Consider the following 14,030-nt stretch of genomic DNA (forward strand, 5'->3'; position numbering starts at 1 on the left):
TCCGGCTATCGATGCCGGATACGTGCTTGTCGATGCTGGACTATTCCTTTTTCGTCGCAAGAAGGTTCGCATCGCGCGCGAGACGCCATTGGCCGTCCTTCTCCTTGCGCAGCAGCGTCAGGGTGTATCCCGACCGATGGGCGCTGCCATCCGGCGAGGTGATGCTCATTTCGATGCGGTTGCGGATAAAGGCCCAGTCCCCGAGCAATTGCAGTTCGAGGATCTCGCTCGTCCCGTCGATCTTCGCGTCGGCCATGCCTTGCGAGGCCTTGGCGAAAGCCGCCTTGCCGAACGGCTCCCGGCCGGGAACCATGAAGACCACGTCATCGGTCATGAGCGAGAGAACGGTCGTCGTGTCACCGTTCTTGCTGGCCGTCATCCAGGTGTCGACCACCTGCCTGATGGCTTTCTCGTCTTCATTCATCGGATAGTCCTCCGCAAGCTGGGACAACGATTGGTGCCTGGCCGGGTGAGTTCGGGAATCGGCGAGGGCAAAGATAGGGCGGCCCCGGAGATCAGCAATAAAGGCTGTTGTTGCCCGGCTCGCTCAGGGCTGGCCGGTGGCGCCGGATGTGTTGAGTTTTTCTGCAGCCTGAATTCAGTCTTTCCGGTTCGAACTGGCCGGCGAAACCGGCTATACCCGTGCCCTTGCCGCCGGCAATGCCGGTTGCAGTATCCAACCCGAGAGGAAACAGGATGAGCGTAGAAAAAGTGGCTGTTGTGGTGGCTGGCGGCAGCGGCATGGGGGCGGCGGCGGCGAAGCGGCTGGCGGCCGACGGGTTCAAGGTCGCCATCCTGTCGTCGTCGGGCAAGGGCGAGGCGCTGGCCAAGGAGTTGGGCGGGCTCGGCGTCACCGGTTCCAACCAGTCGAACGACGATCTGCGGCGCCTCGCCGACCTGACGCTGGAGCGCTACGGCCGCATCGACGTGCTGGTCAACAGCGGCGGCCACGGCCCGCGCGCGCCGATCCTGGACATCACCGACGAGCAATGGCACACCGGCATGGATGTCTATCTGCTCAACGTCATCAGGCCGGTGCGCATCGTGGCGCCACACATGGTCAAGCAGAAGGGCGGCGCCATCATCAACATCTCGACGGCCTGGGTCGCCGAGCCGAACGCGATGTTCCCGACCTCCGCCGTGTTCCGCGCCGGCCTTGCCGCCTACACCAAGATCTTCGCCAACACCTATGCCGCCGACAATGTGCGCATGAACAATGTGCTGCCCGGCTGGATCGACAGTCTGCCGGCCACCGAGGAGCGCCGCGACAGCGTGCCGATGCAGCGCTACGGCACGTCGGAAGAGATCGCCGCGACCATCGCCTTCCTCGCCTCGGACGGCGCCGGCTACATCACCGGCCAGAACATCCGCGTGGATGGGGGTATTATTCGGGCGCTGTGACGGCAGGGCGGTAGGGCAGTAGGGCAGTAGGGCAGTAGGGCAGTAGGGCAGTAGGGCAGTAGGGATCTCCTCTCCCTCAAGGGGAGAAGGCAAGGGCGTCACCGCTGGTCGGCGTCGGTCAGCGTGCCGAGAAAGGCGACGATGTCGTCGATCTCGGCATCGGTCAGCGCCGGCTTGTCGCCGGGCATTTTGCCGTTGAAGGGCGGATCCTGGTTGAGGTTTGGCCAATAAACCTTTGGCAGGTCGTCATATTTGTTGACGGTCCCGTCGGCGTTCCTTGGATACCAGCGGCCCGGATCGGTGTCGCGGCTGGCGTAGAAGGCCACCGCTTCGCGCAGCGTGTGGAAACGGCCATTGTGGAAGAAGCTCTGGCGCAGCGCGACATTGCGCAGCGTCGGCGTCTCGAACAGGCCGCAATACTCCGTCCGGCCCTTGAAATCGGTGCGCAGCGGGCCGCACAGGCCGAGATCGGCGTAGGCGGGGTCGGCATTCGCCGGAATGGTCGGATTGCGCGGCACGGCTATGGCGATCAGGCCGAAATCGGTGAATTGCGGCGGCTCGCCGTTATTGGCGGGCTCGCTGAGATGGCAGCTGGCGCAATTGCCCTTGGCCTCGTCCTCGAACAGTGCCCGGCCGCGCAGTTCCTGCGCCGTGAGCCGCGCCTTGCCGGCGAGGAAGGCGTCGTAGCGGCTGGAATAGGGATAGAAGTCGGCGGCACTCTGCTCGAAAGTGCCGAGCGCCTCGGCGGCGGCGGCGAAGGCATCGCCGGGATGGTCGAACACATCGTTGCCGAAGGCGGCCTCGAATTCGGCGGCATAGGCGGCCTTGCGCAAGGCGGCGGTGATGGCGGCTTCATCCTTGTTGGCCATCTCGAAAGGCGAGAGCAGGGGGATCTTCGCCTGATCCTCGCCGTGATCGGTGCGGCCGTCCCAGGTCAGGCCGCCGGTTGGACCATTGTCGACGCTCTCGTCGCCCTCATCCTCGGAATCGTGGAAATGCGCGGTGAAGGCGGGCGCCGCCTGCAGGTAGCGCAGCGACGGCACGGCGCGGACGCCCGGCCGGTCCAAGTTCGGCCCGCCCATCTCGATCGGCGCGGCCGAGGCCGGGCCGAAGGCGTGGCGCGGGTCATGGCAGGACGAGCAGGCCTGCTTGCCCGACGCCGACAGCGATGGGTCGAAGAACATCTTCCGACCAAGCGCGGTCAGCGCGTTGGCTCGTTGGAACGCCTCGGCGCGTGACAATGGACCGGGGTGGACGCTGCCGGCGCCAGCGCGGACGATGTTTGCGGAGGAGATCGCGGCGATGGCCAATAGCGAAGCGGCGACGGCGCGGTTCTTCCATTGTGCGACTGGCATCTCGGCTGGTCCGTTTCTGGTCCGTCAATCTGGGATCGGCATTGCTACGGCTTGATGACCGTGCGCGCCTATCGGTAGCGTTCCTTCCCCTCTGTCCTGCCGGGCATCTCCCCCGCAAGCAGGGCAATCGCATATGGCGTCGCCCTACGAATACCCCCACCCCTAACCCCTCCCCACAAGGGGAGGGGAATCTCGTAAACGCCGATCTCGACAACTTCCAAGTTCGGCGCTGAATATGATCAACTAGCCACGCGGCAGCATTCCCTCCCCACAAGGGGGAGGGAATGCTGCCGCGCGCACCTTTACCTACGCCTTGGGATCGAAAACATGCTCAATTTGCCAGGATCGGCGTCAACGGAAGTCTCCCTCCCCCTTGTGGGGGTCCGAAGGACGGGCGAGACCCGTGGCTCGCCCCGGCAAGTTAGGGGTGGGGGTACTCGTAGGGCGAAAGCCTTGGCCCCATATGCGATAGCCCTGCACTCGGTGGGGAGGCTTAGGGGTAGGGGTACTCGTAGGGCGAAAGCCTCGGCTTTCCATATGCGATTGCCGTGCCCCTGCGGGAAGATGTCCGGCAGAATAGAGGGGCGCTGTCCCGCCAGCTTCTTCGTGCCTCCTTGCATGATCCTTGCCCTGTCACAAAGCTGACAAGCACCGGTCCTAGCGTCGAAGAATTCCTCCAGCCATTCTCCAGCCACGAGGCGTCTCCATGATCAGGTCCTTCCTCTCGCTCTGCCTCACCTCGACGGCGTTGGCATCGTTCGCTGGCGCGGCCCACGCCGCCCCTCCCGGCTACGACAAGATCGACACCGTCGTCGTCATCTATGCCGAGAACCGCAGCTTCGATAATCTTTATGGTGGCTTTCCCGGCGCCGATGGGCTAGCCAACGTCTCGGCTGACCAGGCGCGCCAGCTCGATCGTGACGGCAAGCCGCTCGCGGAACTGCCGCCGGCCTGGGGCGGGCTGACCGGCAAGGGCGTGACGCCGGCGATGACGGAGGCCCAGACCGCCCATCTCGCGAATGCCGTCTTCTCGATCGACGATCCCAAGGGCTTCAACGAGAATATGGGGGTCGTCACACGCGACCTCTGGCACCGCTTTTATCAGGAGCAGATGCAGATCGATGGCGGCAAGAACGACAAGTTCGCCGCCTGGGCCGATTCCGGCGGCCTTGTGATGGGCCATTATGACGGCTCCAGCCTGCCGATGTGGGCGGTGGCGAAGAAATACGTGCTCGCCGACAATTTCTTCCAGGGCGCTTTCGGCGGCTCCTTCCTCAACCACTTCCAGCTCGCCTGCGCCTGTGCGCCGTTCTATCCTCACGCCGACACCAGCCCGGGAAAGGGGCTGATCGCCGTGGTCGATGCCGACGGCAAGACACTGAAGGTCGCCGACGACTCACCGGCCTCGGCGCTTGGCGGGGCGCCTAAATTCGTCAATGACGGCGCCATCACGCCGGATTCTTATGCCGTCAACACCATGCAGCCGCCCTATCAGCCGAGCGCCAACAAGCCGGTCGAAGGCGGCGACAAGGCGCTTGCCGACCCGGCGCAGCCGACCACGCTGCCGCCGCAGCACGACATCACCATCGGCGACCTCCTGTCGCTGAAGGGCGTCGACTGGGCCTGGTATGCCGGTGCCTGGCAGCTAGCGCTCGACGGCAAGAACGCGACGCCGGTGCCGAATTTCCAGTTCCACCATCAGCCGTTCAATTATTTCGCGGCCTACGCGCCCGGCACCGCGGCACGGACCGAGCATCTCAAGGACGGCGGCATGGAGGGCGCCGAGTTCATCAAGGCGATCGACGAGGGCAAGCTGCCGGCCGTCGCCTTCTACAAGCCGCAGGGCAACCTCAACGAGCATGGCGGCTACACCGATGTGGCGAGCGGCGACCAGCACCTTGCCGATCTCGTTTCGCATCTGGAGAAGAGCCCGCAATGGAGCCACATGCTGGTGGTCATCACCTATGACGAGAATGGCGGCTTCTGGGATCATGTCGCGCCGCCCAAGGCCGATCGCTGGGGCCCGGGCAACCGCGTCCCGGCCTTCATCATCTCGCCCTATGCGAAGATGGGCACGGTCGACCACACGCAGTATGACACGACGTCGATCCTGCGCTTCATCACGGCGCGCTACGACCTGCCGGTGCTCTCCGGTATCGTCGCCCGTGACAAGGCGCTTGCCGTGAATGGCGAGCCGCCGATGGGTGATCTGAGCGCGGCGCTTGACCTGAGTCGGTAGAGGCGGCCGAGGCAAAAGGGGCCATCGCGCCGCGAAGGTCCCTCTCAGCCGCCATTGACCAAGGCAAGAATGAGCTTCTGCAGATTGCCGCCCTGACCGAGTTCGACGCGGTCGAAATCGCGGCTGGACTGCCGCTGCGCCTGCGAGAGTTCGGACAGGCGCCTGGTCATCTCCGTCCGGATCTTGCTGCATTGGGGATCATCCGGCACCGTGAGGCCGACAGTGGCCGCCTCGATCTTGCGCACCATGTCGACAATGCTGGCGCCATGCACCTTCTCATGGGCACTGACGCCGGCGAGGAAAACCTCCCAGTTCTTCTGGACGGCTGAGGGCAGCGGCGCGGTGGGACTGGGCAAGGTGTAGGTGATGATCAGCTTCGGCTTGGCCGACACCAGCACGCAGGCCCCGCCACGCGCCTGATAGTCCCTGGTCCAGGTCAGTTTGAAATTTGTGTGGGCGATGGCGTGGGCAATGCCGACATTCGGCCCGTTCTCGCCGATCGACCGGTAGAGCTCCAGCCCCGACTGGCCCGATATGGCATACGTCTCCACCTTCTCGACCGGCTTCCAGCCGGCCGCTGCGGCTGCCAGGGGCCAGGCCATCAGCGCGACCGGCAAAAGACGCAGACGAACACGGTTTGTCGGCACCACTCTCTCCAAATCGGCCCGGACGGCTTGCCCAACAACCAATGTCACCGGACCGCTTTTCCTATATGCTGCCGGCGGGTGCTGCAAATGTTTGGAGGGAGTCATGAGAGCAGGATATTTCTTCTTCGTTTGTGCCATGACCGTATTGCAGGCCGCGCAGCCGGTTCTTGCCGCGCCGTGCAGCGGCTGGAGCGCGAAGATGGAGGAAGACGAGGGCGGCAGCGTGCTGACAGCCTCGGTCTGCGGCGGGCCGAAAGGCGATGCGCGCCTGATGCTGACCTGCTTCGACAATCCGGTGCTGAGCTATGATCTGGGCGCCAGCGGCCAGCAACTGGAGCCCGGCATCAGCGCCGCCTTCGATTTCAAGGCCGACGGCAAGACGGTGACGAAGACGCTGCAGCTCGAAGCCATGTACAATTATTTCGTGGCGGACCTGGCCAAGGCCGATCCGCTGCTCGACCTGTTGCGCGGGAAGGGCGAGGTGAGCGTGAGCGCGGACAAGTATGGTGCGAACAGTTTTCCGCTGAAGGGCTCGGGCGGGGCAATAGGCAAGGTGCTGGCGCAGTGCGGCAAGGCCAAGCCGCCCGATGACGCGGATTGAGTCTGAAAAGTCGCGCCGCCCCTCATTGTCCTGCCGGACATTTCTCCCCGTATAGTGACGGGGAGAAAGACGCCGGCCGCGACCCCGGTGTCCTTTCCGCAGCGTCGATAATTGGCGAAATCAGCGGCGAGAGCGTCCTTCTCCCCGGCACTATACGGGGAGAAGGTACCGGCAGGCGGATGAGGGGCGGCGCAAGCCTTTGCCCTTGATCTCCAACCCTCTTCCGCTTGCCGTTGCCGCCACCTGGCCGTATCTCACCACCATGACCGACATCCAGTTCCGCAAGGCGCAAGCCTCCGACCTGCCAGCCATTGTCGCCATGCTTGCCGACGACCCGCTGGGCGCTGCCCGTGAGGACGCGTCGTTGCCGCTGCCGCAGGGCTATCGCGATGCCTTCGCCGCCATCAGCGCCGACCGCAACTGGCGCATGCGGGAATTCTTTCAGGCTCTATTCAATTTGCCGGCAAGAGCGGATATAGGTCAGCTAAGTTGACCTATATTCGAAACGTCCGGGGAGGCGTGTCTTGACCCTTTTGAACCTCTTGGCTTCGCGCTCCTCGCGCATGAAGGCTTCCGAAATCCGCGAACTGCTGAAGCTGCTCGACCAGCCTGATATCATCTCCTTCGCCGGCGGCATCCCCGATCCGTCGCTGTTTCCGGCCGATGCCATCCGCGATGCCTATGCCGAAGTGCTCAGCGGCGCGGAGGCGGGGGCGGCGCTGCAATACCAGGTCTCGGAAGGCTATCTGCCGCTGCGGCGCTGGCTCGCCGGGCAGATGGGCAAGCTCGGCGTCGCCTGCGACGAGGCCAACATCTTCATCACCTCCGGCTCGCAGCAAGCGCTGGATTATCTCGGCAAACTGTTCCTGTCGCCCGGCGACACCGCACTGGTGACATGGCCGACTTATCTCGGCGCGCTGCAGGCCTTCAACGCCTACGAGCCGCGCTATGACCGGCTGCGGCCGGAAGGCGGCAACATGACGCCCGATGCCTACCGCGCGGCGGCCGCCGCGAATGGCGGCAAGGTCAAGTTCGCCTATCTGGTGCCCGACTTCGCCAACCCGACCGGCAATACGCTGGACCGGAAGCAACGCGAGGCCGTGCTCGACCTTGCCGGCGAACTCGACATCGCCGTCATCGAGGACGCCGCCTATCGCGCGCTGCGCTATGACGGCGAGGGCGTGCCGCCGATCCTGGCGCTCGACTGCGCCCGCTCTGGCGGCATCGACAAGGCGCGCACGCTCTATTGCGGCTCGTTCTCGAAGATCCTGTCGCCGGGCATGCGCGTCGGCTGGGTGTGCGCGCCGCGCCATGTGGTGGAGAAGCTGGTGCTGATGAAGCAGGCGTCGGACCTGCACAGCCCGTCGATCAACCAGCTGGTCATGCACCGCGTCGCCGAATCCGTGTTCGACGGCCAGGTGGAAAAGCTGATCGGCGCCTATCGCGAGCGCCGCGACGGCCTGCTTGCCGCGCTCGAGGCCAATATGCCCGACGGTGTGACCTGGAGCCGGCCGGAAGGCGGCATGTTCGTCTGGGTGACGCTGCCGGAGGGGGCCGACGCCACCGAGCTCCTGGCGCGGTCGGTGAAGGAGGCGCGCGTCGCCTTCGTGCCCGGTAACGCCTTTTATGCCGACGGCACCGGGCGCAACACGCTGCGGCTGTCGTTCACGCTGGCCGACCGCCGCGCGGTGACCGAGGGCATTCCAAGGTTGGCGGCCCTGCTGAAGGGGTAATCCCGCCGCGCCCGAGGCCTCAGGGGCCGTTATGCGAGCCCTTGATGCTGCCGCCTTCGAGCCTGGTGAATGGCACGAAGGACAGCGTGCCGCCATTTCCCTCGCGCCGGGGTTTGCTCGTGCCTGAACGCGCCACCATGGACACTACCGGCCCGCCTCGGTGACCAACACCAAGTGAGGCGGCTGGCGCTGCGCGGCGGACACTGTCCGGAAATTTGCCAGCCGCCGCGCAGGGCCAACTTGCCAGAGATCCGGCGGAGCCGGGCAAGGCATGTCAGTTGACACCGCCGCGCGTATTGACGACGCCCGGTCCGAATTTAAATTCGGAGCCTTGCGAGGAGGTGTCTTCATGGAAATCCAGGAACTGCATCGCGGCCCTTGTAGAACCGCCGGCTGACATGGAGATCGCTGACCATGAGTTGGAGGTGGTCGATGCTCCGGTGCGCGCGCGTGTATGGAGAGGTCTTATCTGCCAACCACAAATGCCATCCGGCGTGTAGATGGCGCAGGTGGTTGCGCCCTGAGGTAGGAGCGCGACAACACGAGGGACGTCATGACGATTTGATAGGCGGTAATGGTGGCGCCGACGACAGGCAGAACCAGAGACAGGGATCCTGGATTTTTGGGATCGATGCCCAGCAGAGTGAACAGCAGCATCAACGCCACTATGAATAGAAGAGTGATCAGGCCGAACGAGATGAGCAGACGCGGAAACGCATAGCCGAACACCTTGGAACCACGCTTGCCGGCAGCCGCAAGTGTTTGATCATCGTCGGCAATGACCGCAGGCAACATCGTACCCCATTTTGCGAACGCAGCGATGCCGGAAAAAACCCAGACAAGAATTGCCGCCAACAGGGCGACTGACGCATGAACGCCGCCGATGACCATGGCAATCCCGACCGCAAAGGGAGCTATCGCGCCGAGAAAGCCGAGCAAGAGGCAACGTCTTACGAAACTGAAAAAAGCCTTAGGCCTTTCCTTCAGCCAATTGGATACCTGGTCGGTATCTAGCTGCGTCAAAACCGCGATGTGAGCAGGAATAGCCAAGAAGGTCGACGTCATTACGCCGACGAAGATTGAAGTTCCCGAATTGACTTTCACGAAGCTTTCAAGCACCGCCAGCGCGCCAGCCAAAACGATGTATCCAAGAACCCATCTACGGTTGCGGATATAAACTTCGAGTGAAGCCGCCCAGATATTGTCTTCGACCATGACCCATCCCCTATAGCCACCCGGACGCGCAATCAGTATACGCACCGCGTTACGGCTTTCTTAATTGAATTTGGCAAACCTTTATATTTGCAAAATGAGCTAATTAGAAAAGTCTAATATCACTACTTGTCGCGATAGGTGGACAGGGCACTACTTTTTCTCTAGACGGCCTCTACTGAACAACCGCTATCGTGTACTACGATGCCGGCACTCTCGAGTGACGTAGACCAGACTTGCCGCGTTCTCGGCGCGAACGCATGGAAATGACTTTCCGACATGCGACGGCGCGCCAAGTCTTATGTATCTGAATGTATCCGATCGTCGTTCGCGAAGAGCCTTCCCCAAGCATGGCCGGATGCTCGCGCGCCAAATGTCCGCAGATCGGTTTTCATCAATCTCGTATTCTCGTATGCGAAATTGAACTGAGCCCTGAGGCGTCGCATGAGTCCACCGCCTGAAACCGTGCCGTTTTTCAGCCAATGGGAAACGCCTGACATGACGCTGGCCGTGCTCGCCGACGGCGCCGAGGCGGCGTTGCGGCGGGATCCGTTGTGGCGGGGTTCGGGTGCCGAGACGCTCGACGAATACGCTCTCTGGGCCGCCAACATCTGCGGCATGGCGTGTCTCAAGATGATCCTGGCGACACGCGGCGAGATCGTGCCGACGATCATGCTGGCGAGACGATGCACTGGATATGGCGGCTATGTCGTCAGCGGAGGCTCGATCAAGGGGCTGATCTATGCGCCCTTCGTCACCTTCGTGAAGGCGGAGTTCGGCCTGGACGCCGAGGTGATGACCGGTGTCGCGACAGCGGACATTCCGGCGATCCTTACCCGGTCGCGCTTCTTCATCGCCTCGGTCAGCAGCTCCATCCGCTGGCCCGAGCGCGAGCCGCCATCGAAGGGCGGTCACCTGGTGCTGGTCACTTCGGCATCCGATCAGGGTTTTTGCTTCCACAACCCGTCCGGCCATACCAGCGCCACACAGGCAAACGCAGTGTTGGCGCCGTCCGATTTCGATCGGTTCTTTGCCAATCGCGGCACTGCCGTCGCCATTTGAGTTCGAGGGAATTTCCATGAAGGACAAGATCAGGGTCGCCATCCTTTATGGCGGGCGCTCAGCCGAGCATGACGTCTCGCGCCTGTCGGCCGCCAATGTGCTGAAGGCGATCGACCGGACGCGCTACGAGGTGGTGCCGATCGCCATCTCCAGGGAGGGCAAATGGCTGCTGCAACCGTCGTCCGACGCCATCGGCGACGGGGCAGGGGCTCCGCTGTCGGCGGATGGCGCCGAGGTCGCGCTGTTGCCCGGCGGCAAGGGCCGGCTGGTGGCGGTGTCGAAAGGCGGCGCCCAGCCTGAACTGCCGCCGGTCGATGTCGTCTTTCCCGTCCTGCACGGTCCGTTCGGCGAGGACGGCTCGGTGCAGGGCTACGCAGAGGTTGCCGATGTCGCCTATGTCGGCTGCGGCATCCTCGCCTCGGCCGCCGCCATGGACAAGGATGTCGCCAAGCGGCTCATGCGCGAGGCCGGGCTCGCCGTTGCCCGCTCCGTTACCGTGCATCGAAACGATGTCGGTTCGTTCCAGGAGATCGCCGGGGCGCTCGGGTTGCCGTTCTTCGCCAAGCCGGCACGCCAGGGCTCGTCCTTCGGGGTGAGCAAGGTGAATGACAGGGACGGTTTCGACGAGGCCGTCGAAACGGCTTTCCGCTACGACGGCAAGGTGCTGGTCGAGGAGTTCGTCGACGGGCGCGAGATCGAGTGTTCGGTGCTGGAGCGGGCCGACGGCTCGCTCACCGTGTCGCTGCCCGGCGAGATCATCCCGGCCGGCAAGCATGGCTTCTACACCTATGAGGCCAAATATCTCGACGCCGACGGCGCGGTGGTCAAGGTGCCCGCCGATGTGCCGGCCGCGATTGCCGACAAGGCCAAGGAGATGGCCGCGCGGGCTTTCCGGGCGCTCGGCTGCGAGGCCATGGCACGCGTCGATTTCTTCCTGCGCGCTGACGGTTCGCTGCTGGTCAACGAGGTCAACACGCTTCCCGGCTTCACCGACATTTCGATGTACGCCAAGGCGCTGGCGGCGACGGGCATCGGCTACAGCCAGGTCATCGACGTGCTGATCGAGCACGCGCTGGCCAGGTATGCGACGCGCTGAAGGTCGATCCCGTTCGGGAGCATGTTCTCCCCGTCATGGCTGGTAGCGCAAGGTATCGACCAGCAGTTTGAAGGCCAGGGAGGCGTGCCGCCGGCTGGGGCAATAGAAGTGGTAGGCCGGCAGCGGCGGCGTCCATTTGCCCGGCGCCTTGACCCGCCGCCCGGTTTGGCGTCGCCGGGCTATTGCATCGAGGCATGTTGACGAAGATCGGGCGGGATCATCGCGTCCTCGCCACCATCCGCGACGAAACCATTTCCAGGCAAAGCCAATCCGTTGCTCCGAGCGTCGAATTCTATCGGCGCGCCAAGCAGTTGGGCGGCCCGCAGGACCAGATATTCGATGTCCTCGAGGGCGACGTTTTCCACAAGGTTCCTGACCCTGACCTGCTCAGCCACCGCCGCGATGTTGACGATGCCCTTGTGGAATGCCGTCTGGACGGCCGAATTGACGTCATCGCGCAGGCGCGTGGAGAAGTTGTACCGCATCGAAGCCTCCCACAGGCGAACGGTTTCTATTTTGGTAGGAGCATGCACCCATGGCCGGCGTATGACAAGTGGAAATTTGAAAATATTAAACTAAATCAATTAGTTAGCATAGTTATGCAAACGTGCGACCAACGCCGGATCCCCATCACGCGCGGGTTGCGCCGTTCACCCATTGGCAGAGCTTGACGGATGATGAAAGCAATCCTAACTATGAGTTGAGTGAGATAAATACTAACTCACCGTATTTTAGTCTTGAGCGAGGAAACGCGCATGGCTGAACTGGAACGCCCGGAACGATTGCAGATCATGCTCACCGCGGACGAGCTGGCGGCCCTGGAAAACTGGCGCTTCGAAAGGCGCATGCCGAGCCGTTCGGCGGCGGTCAGGGAATTGCTGCGGCGCGGTCTTGCCTCCGAAGGCTTCCTGACGGCGGAGCATGGCGTCAAGTCACAGGAATTCGGCGTTCTCATGCCCGATAGCGGGAACGGCAAGGTAAACGGTCAGCCCGGTAAAGCGGCCGATCGGTCGTCGGAGTGAGGGGCGCTTTGGCTGGGATGCGCCAAATGCACGGGGAGCGATTGCCTTGATCCGTTTGCGCGCTACCTCATGGCAATGAGCGAAGTCGTGGCGGCGGTAACCGGCATTATGGACGATGAGAGGCAGGACGCGACCGCCGATGCGCGTCTCGCGGCCATTGTCGATTCCTCGTTCGACGCCATCATCAGCAAGGATCTCAACAGCATCATCACCAGCTGGAACTCGGCGGCCGAGCGCATGTTCGGCTACAGCGCCGAGGAAGCGGTCGGCCAATCGATCCTCATGCTGATCCCCGATCACCTCAAGAGCGAGGAAACCGAGATCATCAGCCGGATTCGCAATGGCGGACAGGTGGCAAGCTATGAGACGACGCGACGGCGCAAGGACGGCGTGCTCATCGCCGTCTCGCTGACCGTGTCGCCGATCAAGAACGCGCGTGGCGAGATCGTCGGCGCCTCGAAGATCGCGCGCGACATTTCCGCCGCCAAGGAGAGCGAGCGCCGGATCAGGCTGCTGATGCGCGAGGTCAACCATCGCGTCAAGAACCAGTTCGCCGTCATTCTGTCGATGGTGAGGGAGACGAGCAAGCGTTCGAGCGATCCGCGTGAGTTCGAGGAACTGATCCGTGCCCGCATCATGGCGCTGTCGCGCTCACATGACCTGCTTGTGACCTCGGAATGGGCGGGCGCCAGCCTCTTCGACTTGATCCAGGAACATTTGAAGCCTTTCGGCCGCGAGGAACAGATAACGCTCTCCGGCCCGGTTCTGACGCTGCAGTCGAACGCGGTGCAGAATCTCGGCATGGCGTTCCATGAGCTTGGCACGAATTCGTCCAAATACGGCGCGCTGGGCACCGAAGACGGCCGGGTCGAGATCACCTGGACGATCGGCTCGGGGGGCCAAGGTTCGCGTGCTTCAGGCGAACGGGAATTCCAGCTGTTGTGGGAGGAGACATCCAAGCCCCGCCCAGGAACCAGGCGCGACGAGACCGCGCGCAAGGGTTTCGGCACGGTCGTGCTGCAACGGGTGGCGCCGCAGTCACTCGGCGGCTCCGCCATCCTGGAACGGTTGCCCGGTCATCTCAGTTGGCGCCTCAACGCGCCGCTGACATCGATTATCGTGCCGCAAGTCGGCTCCGACAACGAGGCCGCGGTGGGCTTCGGCCCCTGAAGAGCGTCCCGGTTGACGCTGGTCTGGCCGTCGGGAGCCGTGTTGGTCGGCGACCACGGTTTGGTTCAGTGCCGCTTGAGCGGCCTTGTACCGGGCGGGGCGGCGGGCTTCCCACCACCCCGCCTTTACCGGTCACGGATGATGGAGATGCCTTTCGGCATCGACTTCTCCAACCGTGAAGCTCTGGAATCCCGGCATCAACTGCCATATGGCGGCAAGGCCGATGATTACATAGGCCAGGCGAGCCAGGGTGGCCCCCCCGAAAACCATGCCGATCACGTCATGGCCCGTCAACCCCATGACCAGCCAGTTGAGACCGCCAAGGATGATGAGGGCGAGAGTGACGAGGTTCATGACACGCATAGACGCCTCCTGATGTTGCCTGACAAACGTCTGCGAAAAAAACGCCTGTGGTTTCAGGCGGTTCCATTGGTCACGACATTGTGAACGATGGCAACGATCCGTGGGTGCCTCGCGAAACCAGGCCGACGG

The 14,030-nt window shown here is 63.3% G+C and carries 14 protein-coding genes and 1 pseudogene; 9 read left to right on the top strand and 6 right to left on the bottom strand.

The features are described from left to right. Positions 1-40 precede the first annotated feature (40 nt). Positions 41-451: an SgcJ/EcaC family oxidoreductase gene (locus tag FJ958_RS08740; RefSeq protein WP_246679552.1), complete on the bottom strand. Its 411-nt coding sequence runs from the start codon at positions 449-451 to the stop codon at positions 41-43. Between the two features lie 245 nt (positions 452-696). Between FJ958_RS08740 and FJ958_RS08745 the strand changes: the two genes are divergently transcribed. Next, positions 697-1,401 carry an SDR family oxidoreductase gene (locus tag FJ958_RS08745; protein ID WP_140741579.1) on the top strand — a complete coding sequence of 235 codons (705 nt, stop codon included), beginning with the start codon at positions 697-699 and terminating at the stop codon, positions 1,399-1,401. A gap of 98 nt (positions 1,402-1,499) precedes the next feature. Here FJ958_RS08745 and FJ958_RS08750 read toward each other — a convergent pair whose 3' ends face one another. After that, positions 1,500-2,756 (bottom strand): cytochrome c peroxidase, encoded by a 1,257-nt coding sequence (locus tag FJ958_RS08750; protein ID WP_140741581.1) that lies wholly within the window; start codon positions 2,754-2,756, stop codon positions 1,500-1,502. A 706-nt stretch (positions 2,757-3,462) separates the two neighbouring features. Between FJ958_RS08750 and FJ958_RS08755 the strand changes: the two genes are divergently transcribed. Continuing rightward, positions 3,463-4,995, top strand: a complete 1,533-nt coding sequence (locus FJ958_RS08755; protein WP_140741583.1) for an acid phosphatase — start codon at positions 3,463-3,465, stop codon at positions 4,993-4,995. A gap of 44 nt (positions 4,996-5,039) precedes the next feature. Here FJ958_RS08755 and FJ958_RS08760 read toward each other — a convergent pair whose 3' ends face one another. Further along, positions 5,040-5,597: a DUF922 domain-containing Zn-dependent protease gene (locus FJ958_RS08760; protein WP_140741795.1), complete on the bottom strand. Its 558-nt coding sequence runs from the start codon at positions 5,595-5,597 to the stop codon at positions 5,040-5,042. 148 nt (positions 5,598-5,745) lie between these two features. Between FJ958_RS08760 and FJ958_RS08765 the strand changes: the two genes are divergently transcribed. The 3 genes and pseudogenes from FJ958_RS08765 (at position 5,746) to FJ958_RS08780 (ending at position 7,976) form a co-directional block, all read left to right on the top strand. Then, positions 5,746-6,243, top strand: a complete 498-nt coding sequence (locus FJ958_RS08765; protein WP_246679553.1) for a hypothetical protein — start codon at positions 5,746-5,748, stop codon at positions 6,241-6,243. 262 nt (positions 6,244-6,505) lie between these two features. Continuing rightward, positions 6,506-6,664, top strand: a pseudogene (locus tag FJ958_RS08775) (GNAT family N-acetyltransferase); the annotation flags it as partial. 142 nt (positions 6,665-6,806) lie between these two features. After that, positions 6,807-7,976 (top strand): PLP-dependent aminotransferase family protein, encoded by a 1,170-nt coding sequence (locus tag FJ958_RS08780; protein ID WP_181176343.1) that lies wholly within the window; start codon positions 6,807-6,809, stop codon positions 7,974-7,976. A 465-nt stretch (positions 7,977-8,441) separates the two neighbouring features. Here FJ958_RS08780 and FJ958_RS08785 read toward each other — a convergent pair whose 3' ends face one another. Next, positions 8,442-9,191 (bottom strand): hypothetical protein, encoded by a 750-nt coding sequence (locus FJ958_RS08785; RefSeq protein WP_140741587.1) that lies wholly within the window; start codon positions 9,189-9,191, stop codon positions 8,442-8,444. A gap of 441 nt (positions 9,192-9,632) precedes the next feature. Here FJ958_RS08785 and FJ958_RS31955 point away from each other — a divergent pair, with 441 nt between their 5' ends. Together FJ958_RS31955 and FJ958_RS08795 are read left to right on the top strand one after the other, a co-directional pair. Then, complete coding sequence (locus FJ958_RS31955) at positions 9,633-10,250, top strand: C39 family peptidase (RefSeq protein WP_246679554.1); 618 nt, start codon at positions 9,633-9,635, stop codon at positions 10,248-10,250. A gap of 16 nt (positions 10,251-10,266) precedes the next feature. Next, on the top strand, positions 10,267-11,346 hold the full coding sequence (locus FJ958_RS08795) for a D-alanine--D-alanine ligase family protein (RefSeq protein WP_140741589.1): 1,080 nt from the start codon (positions 10,267-10,269) through the stop codon (positions 11,344-11,346). A 179-nt stretch (positions 11,347-11,525) separates the two neighbouring features. On the opposite strand, the gene FJ958_RS08805 is transcribed toward FJ958_RS08795, so the two are convergent. Beyond that, positions 11,526-11,831, bottom strand: a complete 306-nt coding sequence (locus FJ958_RS08805) for a hypothetical protein (RefSeq protein ID WP_140741591.1) — start codon at positions 11,829-11,831, stop codon at positions 11,526-11,528. A gap of 270 nt (positions 11,832-12,101) precedes the next feature. Between FJ958_RS08805 and FJ958_RS08810 the strand changes: the two genes are divergently transcribed. After that, positions 12,102-12,368, top strand: coding sequence for a hypothetical protein (locus tag FJ958_RS08810; RefSeq protein WP_140741593.1), 267 nt, complete (start codon positions 12,102-12,104; stop codon positions 12,366-12,368). Between the two features lie 69 nt (positions 12,369-12,437). Then, positions 12,438-13,538: a PAS domain S-box protein gene (locus FJ958_RS08815; RefSeq protein WP_181176333.1), complete on the top strand. Its 1,101-nt coding sequence runs from the start codon at positions 12,438-12,440 to the stop codon at positions 13,536-13,538. A gap of 132 nt (positions 13,539-13,670) precedes the next feature. Here FJ958_RS08815 and FJ958_RS08820 read toward each other — a convergent pair whose 3' ends face one another. Further along, positions 13,671-13,901: a DUF378 domain-containing protein gene (locus tag FJ958_RS08820; protein WP_140741595.1), complete on the bottom strand. Its 231-nt coding sequence runs from the start codon at positions 13,899-13,901 to the stop codon at positions 13,671-13,673. Positions 13,902-14,030 lie beyond the last annotated feature (129 nt).

The sequence above is a fragment of the Mesorhizobium sp. B2-3-5 genome (assembly GCF_006442395.1).
GTDB lineage: Bacteria > Pseudomonadota > Alphaproteobacteria > Rhizobiales > Rhizobiaceae > Mesorhizobium.

Excerpts from the sequence above, each read along its gene's own strand:
- FJ958_RS08780 (WP_181176343.1), top strand. The coding sequence starts at position 6,807 with ATGAAGGCTTCCGAAATCCGCGAACTGCTGAAGCTGCTCGACCAGCCT.
- FJ958_RS08815 (WP_181176333.1), top strand. The coding sequence starts at position 12,438 with ATGGCAATGAGCGAAGTCGTGGCGGCGGTAACCGGCATTATGGACGAT.
- FJ958_RS08755 (WP_140741583.1), top strand. The coding sequence starts at position 3,463 with ATGATCAGGTCCTTCCTCTCGCTCTGCCTCACCTCGACGGCGTTGGCA.
- FJ958_RS08805 (WP_140741591.1), bottom strand. The coding sequence starts at position 11,831 with ATGCGGTACAACTTCTCCACGCGCCTGCGCGATGACGTCAATTCGGCC.
- FJ958_RS08765 (WP_246679553.1), top strand. The coding sequence starts at position 5,746 with ATGAGAGCAGGATATTTCTTCTTCGTTTGTGCCATGACCGTATTGCAG.
- FJ958_RS08750 (WP_140741581.1), bottom strand. The coding sequence starts at position 2,756 with ATGCCAGTCGCACAATGGAAGAACCGCGCCGTCGCCGCTTCGCTATTG.
- FJ958_RS31955 (WP_246679554.1), top strand. The coding sequence starts at position 9,633 with ATGAGTCCACCGCCTGAAACCGTGCCGTTTTTCAGCCAATGGGAAACG.
- FJ958_RS08745 (WP_140741579.1), top strand. The coding sequence starts at position 697 with ATGAGCGTAGAAAAAGTGGCTGTTGTGGTGGCTGGCGGCAGCGGCATG.
- FJ958_RS08820 (WP_140741595.1), bottom strand. The coding sequence starts at position 13,901 with ATGCGTGTCATGAACCTCGTCACTCTCGCCCTCATCATCCTTGGCGGT.
- FJ958_RS08760 (WP_140741795.1), bottom strand. The coding sequence starts at position 5,597 with ATGGCCTGGCCCCTGGCAGCCGCAGCGGCCGGCTGGAAGCCGGTCGAG.
- FJ958_RS08795 (WP_140741589.1), top strand. The coding sequence starts at position 10,267 with ATGAAGGACAAGATCAGGGTCGCCATCCTTTATGGCGGGCGCTCAGCC.
- FJ958_RS08785 (WP_140741587.1), bottom strand. The coding sequence starts at position 9,191 with ATGGTCGAAGACAATATCTGGGCGGCTTCACTCGAAGTTTATATCCGC.
- FJ958_RS08810 (WP_140741593.1), top strand. The coding sequence starts at position 12,102 with ATGGCTGAACTGGAACGCCCGGAACGATTGCAGATCATGCTCACCGCG.